Source organism: Pseudomonas sp. 8 R 14 (assembly GCF_900005955.1).
In the GTDB taxonomy this organism is placed as follows: domain Bacteria; phylum Pseudomonadota; class Gammaproteobacteria; order Pseudomonadales; family Pseudomonadaceae; genus Aquipseudomonas; species Aquipseudomonas marginalis.
The window spans coordinates 107,304-115,000 of sequence record NZ_CVTH01000062.1 but is presented as its reverse complement, the minus strand read 5'-3'; the positions used below and the strand labels follow the sequence as shown (position 1 = coordinate 115,000).

The window sequence follows — 7,697 nt, the reverse complement described above, 5'->3', positions numbered from 1 at the left end:
CGAAGACCTTCTTCACACACGCGGCATGGCTGGATCAGGCTTTCGCCCATTGTCCAATATTCCCCACTGCTGCCTCCCGTAGGAGTCTGGACCGTGTCTCAGTTCCAGTGTGACTGATCATCCTCTCAGACCAGTTACGGATCGTCGCCTTGGTGAGCCATTACCCCACCAACTAGCTAATCCGACCTAGGCTCATCTGATAGCGCAAGGCCCGAAGGTCCCCTGCTTTCTCCCGTAGGACGTATGCGGTATTAGCGTCCGTTTCCGAACGTTATCCCCCACTACCAGGCAGATTCCTAGGCATTACTCACCCGTCCGCCGCTCTCAAGAGAAGCAAGCTTCTCTCTACCGCTCGACTTGCATGTGTTAGGCCTGCCGCCAGCGTTCAATCTGAGCCATGATCAAACTCTTCAGTTCAAACATCTTTGGGTTTTTAAGAAACCCTAAACTTGGCTCAGCAATCGTTGGTTATTCTTTGATTTCTCGCGGAGTAACTTGTGATGCTGATAATCTTGTTGACTATCAGTCTGACTCCACAAGCACCCACACGAATTGCTTGATTCAGTTGTTAAAGAGCGGTTGGTTAAGAGCTTTCGTCTCAACCGAGGCGCGCATTCTACAGCAGCCTCATTTGCTGTCAAGTGATTATTTTCAGAAGCTTTCGAAGATTTCTTCAACAACTTCAACCACTTGCGCTTCCGATCTCTCGTCAGCGGGAGGCGAATAATACAGTATTGAATTACCTGGTCAACCCCTCTTCTGGAAAATCTTTTCCTTAACAGAGAACCCACACCGCGACGCAACGACGCCCGCCTTTAAAAGAAGCGCGTCGTTGCGTCTATATAGATAGAAGGGGTACTTGGCCAATAGGGGATGCGACTGCCAAGGATCACTCCGGTGTCCCCGTGAAGTCAGGCGACTCTTTAATACCGCAAGAGAGCCCGGTACGCATCGGGTCTTTGTTTTCACGCCCAGAACAGGGATCATCGCCCTCCCCCAACCCCAGAGGAACCGACACCATGGAATTGACGCTGGAAGCTGTTGCGCTCTTTGCACTCAAGCTCGTGCATGAGGAGGACGGCGGCAGCCCGGTGTTGAGGGACGACTTGGTGATGGATAGGTATGAGCGGGAGGTGTTCGGGTTGCTGGTGCGACAGGGGGATCTGCCGGGAGTTCTGCTGAAGATAGACGAATGTGTGATGCAGGCACTGGTCGCTTTGGGTGGGGCCGATACGGTATTGGGACGTGAGCTGCAGCGGTTGTCTACCAACGTACAGCAAGCCTCAACGCTGGAGGAACTCAAGCCACTGCTCGCGACACTGAAGGACTACCTTAAAGCCATTCAGTAACGGACTCACCACAAGGACCTTCACATGATCGACTTCAACAACAAAGGCTTCTTCAAACTCAAGCAAAACAACGAATACGCCGAACGCGTCGCGGCCCTGCTGCTGGACGGCGAAGAAGTCATCGACGCCTACAAAGCCATGCGCGATGGCGTGGTCTTCACCACCAAACGCATCATCGCAGTGAACGTACAAGGCATAACAGGCAGCAAGAAGGACTTCACCTCGCTGCCGTACAAAAACATCGTCGCGTACTCGGTGGAAACGTCCGGGACGTTTGACCTGGATTCGGAACTGGAGATTTACTTTTCGTCGCTGGGAAAAGTGAAATTTGAATTCACCGGCAAGACCTCGATTGTCGAAATCTCCCGCTTGATCTCCAAGCACTTGCTGACCTGATCAGCAGGCATGCTCAGAGCATCAAAGATGACGCCTATTGATCGTCATCCTGCTGTTGAACCGAGCCCGATTACCTAAAAGTAAACCGCCGCTTACTACACGCAACCTCATCAACTAAGTGGAGCCCCCAGTCAACAGCTGACGCTACCCACATTCACCAAGCCAGAACTCAGGAGCATGAGGCTACCGCCCCCCAATCTGCATTTCCTACACCGTCTCCCCTTATTTCACTAGCCCACGTTCACAAACCCTGTCGTTATTCCGTCCTGCTTGCTCCGGCCAGTGCCCCACACGCTTTGCAAAAAAAGCCTGTCGGGCCTGGCGCCGCAGTTGATCAGGGAATGATTATGGCGAGTGACAGGGATGCGAAGCCGCACGGTGTCGAGCACGGCTGTGCGCCGAATGAAATTTGGCTGTTCTTGATCCATCACGACGCAATCATTCGTCAGCGCTGTCGACGGTTGCTGCGCCGCCCCCAGGATGCAGAGGACGCCTTGAGCGAGGTGCGCCTGCATTTGTTCAACCTGTTGAGCAAGGCCCCCGAACGCTTGAATAGCGTGGAGAATGTGCCCGCCTGGCTCAAGCGGGTGGCGCACAACTTTTGTATCGACCGCCTGCGCAAAACGCCGGTCACCTGCAGCCTTGAATGGCTTGATCACGATCTGTATGAAAGCGTCACCTGGCAACCGCCGCATGATGACCCGGAGCGCAATGCGTGCGGACAAGAAGCCTTGCAGGCCCTTAACCTGGCCATCGGCCGGTTGCCAGCGACACTTTCGCAGGCGTTGGCGCTACGTTGCATCGATGGCCTGGAATACGAAGGTATGGCAGGCACGTTGCTGATCAGTGAGTCCAACGCCCGAAAGCGTGTGCAACTGGCACGGCAGCAATTACGGGGTTTACTCGGTCCGATTTGCGGCACTTGATCCATTGGCAAGCCCCGCAAGAACAAGCCTGCCCCAAATCATTGGGGCAGGCTTTTCCATACTCAGAAAGCCGCGATCGGGAAGGCGGAATTCACCCACCAAACCAAGGCAGCACCAGGTGCAGGGGGAATACCGTTGAGATAGCCGCCAACTGTAAATGCCAGCCCTTGCTCATCAACACAATAAGGATTGGGAACGACGGCGATCACCGTCGGCGCGGAAGGCCCGAAGAAAATCTGGCTGTTTCCCCCACCCATCACCAGGCCAGAGCTCAGGTGCATGAAGGCATAGCGAATCGACGTGACAACCTGCTGTTGCGTGCAACTGTCGGGGAAGAACGTGGAAGGCCCTGCCTTGGCCACCCACGTCCCCGTCGCCACGTTAAGCACTTCTACGTTGGCGTTTGCATAACGGTAATCGTTAGGTGGATTAAGCCCGTAAGGCACCATGTATGTACGAGGACCGATGGTACGAGCGGCAACCGGGTCAAGCGCCAGTGGCCCCACCTGCGGATCATGGTTACCGGGCCGAGAGTGAAACCCCACCGCATTGCCAGCGGCGTTGATCTCGCCACAGAAGATATGCCGTTGGTTTATCTGCGGGTTGCTACGGCTGTTAGGGATAGCCACGTTGCTGACCTGCACCGGTAGCGGGATCACCGCGGCTGAAGCCGCAGCGCAGTCCATCTGCGCAGCAGCCGACAGGCTCAATAGTGCGCTGGCCACACCCGTGGCAACGACGGTAAGTGCGTGCATGACAAGACTCCTTTCTGACAATCGGGACGGAATGTCCCTTCGTCAGGACGCAACGCGACTACAGTTGTGAAGCGTACATGACCGCGTCTGCACGGCTTTCTTGCACCGCGAGGAAGAAGTTGAAACAGATCTTCACAAGCGGTGACTCGGTACGTCAGGAGGGATAAGCCAAGGCATGTTGCTCCGGCTTGAACAGGGAACAAGGAGAAGGACAATGACCACATTCAATGTGAACTTTGCTGTCGATGATATGGAAGGCAAGACCGTTCTGGTATTTCTCAAACCCCAACAGCCTCAGCGCGATTATCGGATTCACGCCTGGCAGATCCTGACCGGCTCTGCCGGTGCCACGGAGTCGTTCGACTACGAGGCCATTATTGAAACCGATGTCACCACCCTTGGTGAAAAAGACAGCAATACCATCATCTCGGGCCGTCGCACGCTTAACCCTGGTACCTTGCTTCAGGCGGTCAGCCCTAACGGATTGTCGCCGTACCTTGAGCCGGCGGCGCTTTCACTGGCCAAGGAGAAACTCACACCGCAGCAGTGCGGCATCATCAACAAAACCAACCCGTACCTGCAGTTCGACAGCAACTGGTACGTCAACGGTCGGCCTGTAGTGACCATGCCAAAAGTGGACTCGAGCATGACCGTAAGCTTTGAATACGAGCCCAACTTTTACTTCATGGTGGCAACGCCTCCGATGGTCGGGCAGACCTATATCGTGCAGAACTTCTCGGACATGACCCAGTTCATCGCCCCCATCACCGCCACTGAGGTGAACGTGACGGTAAGCCGTGCCAGCGGCCTGTGGTCGTTCGATTTCGCGCCGATGTAACGTTGAACCACGCGGCGAGCAAATCGCCGCGTGCCTTACCTGACCACACCCGTCCCCTCGCTGCGTGGCGTCTCGCCGGGTTGGATACGGAGAGTGTCATGCCAGTTGAAAACCCGGCCTTCACCGACAATTCCCACATTTGAGTCACTGAACGAAACAAACGAAAATCGAAATAATCGAAGCAGCGCGACTGACTCAAACATCAGTCTACTTTTCCGACACTAGCCAACGAATTAAGCCGATATCAGCTTCTGATCCCCCCTCGTAGCCTCACTCCCTCGCACAAGGAAGTGAGCCATCCATGTCAGAACGCTTTTATCCCCCCACCGAAGAAGATTTATTCAAACAGCGAATCCTGACCCCACAGCCGTCGCGGGCGCCGTATTCGCCATCTGTTGATTTTTAGTTCGCAGATGCGCTTGCATATCGAGCAACGCGAGGACGGCACGCTCAAGGGGTATGGGTTTTACACCGGCAATAATCCTGATTGGCAAATGATTGATGTGGTGCAGTTCCAAAGCCGTGGCCACGAGGACGAAAAAGGAAACGTTTTCGAATCAGAGCATTGGTACTTCGGCGAAGTCAGCACGACCGATGAAGACCCTGGCGGAGAGCGCTGGAAGTATCAAACCTTCAGGTCCTTCCAAGCGCAGCATCCGCATTTGTTCGGCCGTCCAACTAACCCTCTTTCGCCTCACTCCCCTCCCCCCCAATCAGAACCCGTTTCCCCGGATCCGTAATGTCAAACACCTGCTGCGCACACGCCGAAGGTTTGAACTGGAACTCCACCAGATACACCTTGCCCTTTTCAGGCTGGAAGCTACTTAGCAGAGGCCCGCAAATGGCGTAGATGCCAGGGCGTGAGTCGGTGGACGAACTGGCAACGGTCAACTTCTTGCCAGGATCTGCCTGGATCTCCAACTGCGGGAAGCGCTTGAACCCAGCGCTGGCCACCGTCTGGTTGAGCTTTGCAATCCAGTTGAAGACGCGGCCTTCACCTGTATCCATCACCGTGCCCAGGGTTTCCATGCGTTGATCGGGGTCGCCTTCGCGACGTATCGAGAACTCGACGGGAGCGGTGCCGCCGTAGGCTTTCATGATGACTTTGGCGTGCTCAGCATCGACAGCCACGGTTTTCTGGCGCAGCTGGATGCCGTCCTTGAGCAGGCTGGGCGATGAGTCACGTGGGTTGGATTGGCAGGCACACAGCGCCAGGGCCAGGGAGAGCAGTGCGATTCGCTTCACGGGAGGATGTCCTTATCAGGGTGACAGATGATGATGACTGGACCAGTGATTAAACAGAATGTTCCGCAGTGGAGCGACCGCGATGCAGGGGCTCGACAGCGCCCACATTTGAGCCGTGATCGCTTCAGGCCTCGCTGAACACCAACCGCGCGCACAAGCCGCCCTGCTCACGGTTATGCAACGCCAACCGGCTGCCGATCTTGCCCACGATCATCTCCACAATCGCCAGCCCCAGCCCTGCGCCATTGGCATTGCCACGACTGTAGAACCGCTCGAACAAACGCCCCATTTCCGCCTCATCAATGCCCGGACCCTGGTCCTCCACGCTAAGGCAATGGGCACCAATTACCACTTTCACTTCGCTGCCCGGCGGGGAGAAGTTGAGGGCGTTGGTCACCAGGTTTTGCAGGGCGATGGCCAGCGCCACCGGTTCGGTTTCGATCCAGCAGTCTTCATCCCCTTCCAGCACCAACTCCACGCCTTTCTCCATGGCCAGCGGTGTCAGTTCGGCGAGTTCTTCGCGCACCAGCTCGGTGAGTTGTACGCGGCTGCACTTGGGATTGTTCAACTGCGGTTCGATACGCGCCATGGTCAGCAGTTGGCTGCCAATGCGGGTGGCGCGGTCGACGCCGTTGACCAGGAAGTCCAACGCTTCGCGCCGCTGGGCCTCGGTACCGGCGCTTTGGGCGTTCTGCGCGTGGATGCGCAGGATCGCCAGGGGGGTGCGCAGTTCGTGGGCGGCGTCGGCGATAAAACGGCGTTCGCGTTCCAATAGATCATCCACCTGGACCAGTAGCCGGTTGAGCGCGGTTTGCATCGGTTCCAGGTCGCTGGGCAGCGGCTTGAGGTGCAGCGGTTGCAGGGTATCGGCGGTTCGCCCGCGAATCTTGCGGGCCATGGCGCGCAGGGGTTTGAGGCCCCAGCCGATCACCAGCCAGATCAACACCGTGAGCAACGGCACGCCGATCAAGGTGGGCCAGAGGGTGTGGCGCATGATGCGCTGGATCACGTCCTGACGAATATCGTCGCGCTCGCCCACCCATATCAGCAGGCCTTGCTGCGGGTCGGCAAGGAGGAAGGCGCACCAGTCGTTGCCGTTGTCCATGATGTCGTGGGAGCCCAGGGTAGCCGGCGGTGCGGCCAACACTGGCGCTTCGGCGGAGCGTACGAGTAATTGGCCGTCGCTGCGCCACACCTGGAAGGTCAACCGGGTTTCATAAGGGTGGGCAACGCCGTCTTCGCCGACACGGCTCATGGCCTGATCGAAGGCCTGGTACAGGCGGTCCCAGTCGGCTTCGCCAGGGTCGCGCTGGCGCAATACGCCTTGCAACAGGCGTGCGCTTTGGGCGAGTTGAGCGTCGTAGACTTCTTCGATTTCATGGTGGCTGTCGCGCAGCACCAGCCAGCTGATCAGCGCGTCGCCCAACAGGATCAGCACCAGGACAGGGATGAGGATACGAGCACGCACGGAGGTCATGGTTTAAGCGCCAGTACATAGCCAACGCCGCGCACGGTGCGGATCAGCTCGGTGGATAACTTTTTACGCAGGTTGTGGATCAACACTTCCAAGGTGTTGCTCTCGACCCGGTCCTGCCAGCCATACAACGCGCGGGACAGGCGCTCGCGGGTCACCACTTTGCCGGGGCGTACCATCAGTTGGTGCAGCAATTGGTATTCCATCGGGGTGACGATGATGTCCGCGTCCAGGTACCGCACTTGCTGGGTAGCTGGATCGAGGCTGACGCCGGCATGTTCCAGCATCGGTTGCGCGCGGCCCTGACTGCGGCGCAACAAGGCGCGCACGCGGGCCTTGAGTTCTTCCACATCGAAGGGTTTGACCAGGTAGTCGTCGGCACCGGCGTCCAGGCCGGCGATGCGCTCGGCGGTGCCGTCGCGGGCGGTGAGGATCAGCACCGGCAGGTCGTGCTGCTCGGCGCGCAGTTGCTGCAACAGGTCCAGGCCATCGAGGCGCGGCAGGCCGAGGTCGAGCAGCAACAGGTCGAAGCTTTCCATGCGCAGGGCATGCAGGGCCGCAACGCCATCCTGCAACCAATCCAGGGTGTAGCCTTCAACGCCCAATGCCACGCGAATCCCTTGGCCAAGGGCACGATCATCTTCGACAAGGAGTAGGCGCATAGCAAAACCTCTGTAGGAATCGGCGGCATCATGCCGGGTTCTGGCCGAGGCT

8 protein-coding genes, 1 rRNA gene and 1 pseudogene (1 of these 10 only partly in view) are annotated in these 7,697 nt (G+C 57.5%); 5 read left to right on the top strand and 5 right to left on the bottom strand.

Going from position 1 to position 7,697, the window contains the following annotated elements:
* Positions 1-417 (bottom strand): 16S ribosomal RNA (locus tag BFQ01_RS16085) (it extends 1,120 nt beyond the left edge of the window).
* Positions 418-1,019: 602 nt separating this feature from the next.
* Here BFQ01_RS16085 and BFQ01_RS16080 point away from each other — a divergent pair.
* The 3 genes from BFQ01_RS16080 (at position 1,020) to BFQ01_RS16070 (ending at position 2,671) form a co-directional block, all read left to right on the top strand.
* Positions 1,020-1,349, top strand: coding sequence for a hypothetical protein (locus BFQ01_RS16080; protein ID WP_065926021.1), 330 nt, complete (start codon positions 1,020-1,022; stop codon positions 1,347-1,349).
* A 24-nt stretch (positions 1,350-1,373) separates the two neighbouring features.
* Entirely contained in the window at positions 1,374-1,745 is a 372-nt protein-coding gene (locus BFQ01_RS16075; RefSeq protein WP_065926020.1) for a PH domain-containing protein, read from the top strand.
* Positions 1,746-2,092: 347 nt separating this feature from the next.
* Positions 2,093-2,671, top strand: coding sequence for an RNA polymerase sigma factor (locus BFQ01_RS16070; RefSeq protein WP_065926019.1), 579 nt, complete (start codon positions 2,093-2,095; stop codon positions 2,669-2,671).
* 62 nt (positions 2,672-2,733) lie between these two features.
* Here the strand turns inward: BFQ01_RS16070 and BFQ01_RS16065 are convergent, their stop codons facing one another.
* The gene (locus BFQ01_RS16065) at positions 2,734-3,426 is read right to left on the bottom strand and encodes an EndoU domain-containing protein (RefSeq protein WP_065926018.1); all 693 of its coding nucleotides are present in this window, start codon (positions 3,424-3,426) and stop codon (positions 2,734-2,736) included.
* Positions 3,427-3,640: 214 nt separating this feature from the next.
* Here BFQ01_RS16065 and BFQ01_RS16060 point away from each other — a divergent pair, with 214 nt between their 5' ends.
* Together BFQ01_RS16060 and BFQ01_RS32580 are read left to right on the top strand one after the other, a co-directional pair.
* The gene (locus BFQ01_RS16060; RefSeq protein ID WP_027607593.1) at positions 3,641-4,264 is read left to right on the top strand and encodes a hypothetical protein; all 624 of its coding nucleotides are present in this window, start codon (positions 3,641-3,643) and stop codon (positions 4,262-4,264) included.
* 404 nt (positions 4,265-4,668) lie between these two features.
* Positions 4,669-5,004: pseudogene (locus BFQ01_RS32580) on the top strand (S-type pyocin domain-containing protein); the annotation flags it as partial.
* Here the strand turns inward: BFQ01_RS32580 and BFQ01_RS16055 are convergent.
* The 3 genes from BFQ01_RS16055 to BFQ01_RS16045 all read right to left on the bottom strand — a co-directional run bounded on the left by BFQ01_RS16055 (position 4,943) and on the right by BFQ01_RS16045 (position 7,645).
* Positions 4,943-5,509 carry a hypothetical protein gene (locus BFQ01_RS16055; RefSeq protein WP_065926017.1) on the bottom strand — a complete coding sequence of 189 codons (567 nt, stop codon included), beginning with the start codon at positions 5,507-5,509 and terminating at the stop codon, positions 4,943-4,945. The pseudogene BFQ01_RS32580 and the gene BFQ01_RS16055 sit on opposite strands and share 62 nt — an antisense overlap.
* 124 nt (positions 5,510-5,633) lie before the next feature.
* Positions 5,634-6,986 (bottom strand): sensor histidine kinase, encoded by a 1,353-nt coding sequence (locus BFQ01_RS16050; RefSeq protein WP_065926016.1) that lies wholly within the window; start codon positions 6,984-6,986, stop codon positions 5,634-5,636.
* A complete protein-coding gene (locus BFQ01_RS16045; protein WP_065926015.1) occupies positions 6,983-7,645 on the bottom strand; it encodes a response regulator in 663 nt (220 codons plus the stop codon). Before BFQ01_RS16045 ends, BFQ01_RS16050 begins: the two co-directional genes overlap by 4 nt.
* Positions 7,646-7,697 lie beyond the last annotated feature (52 nt).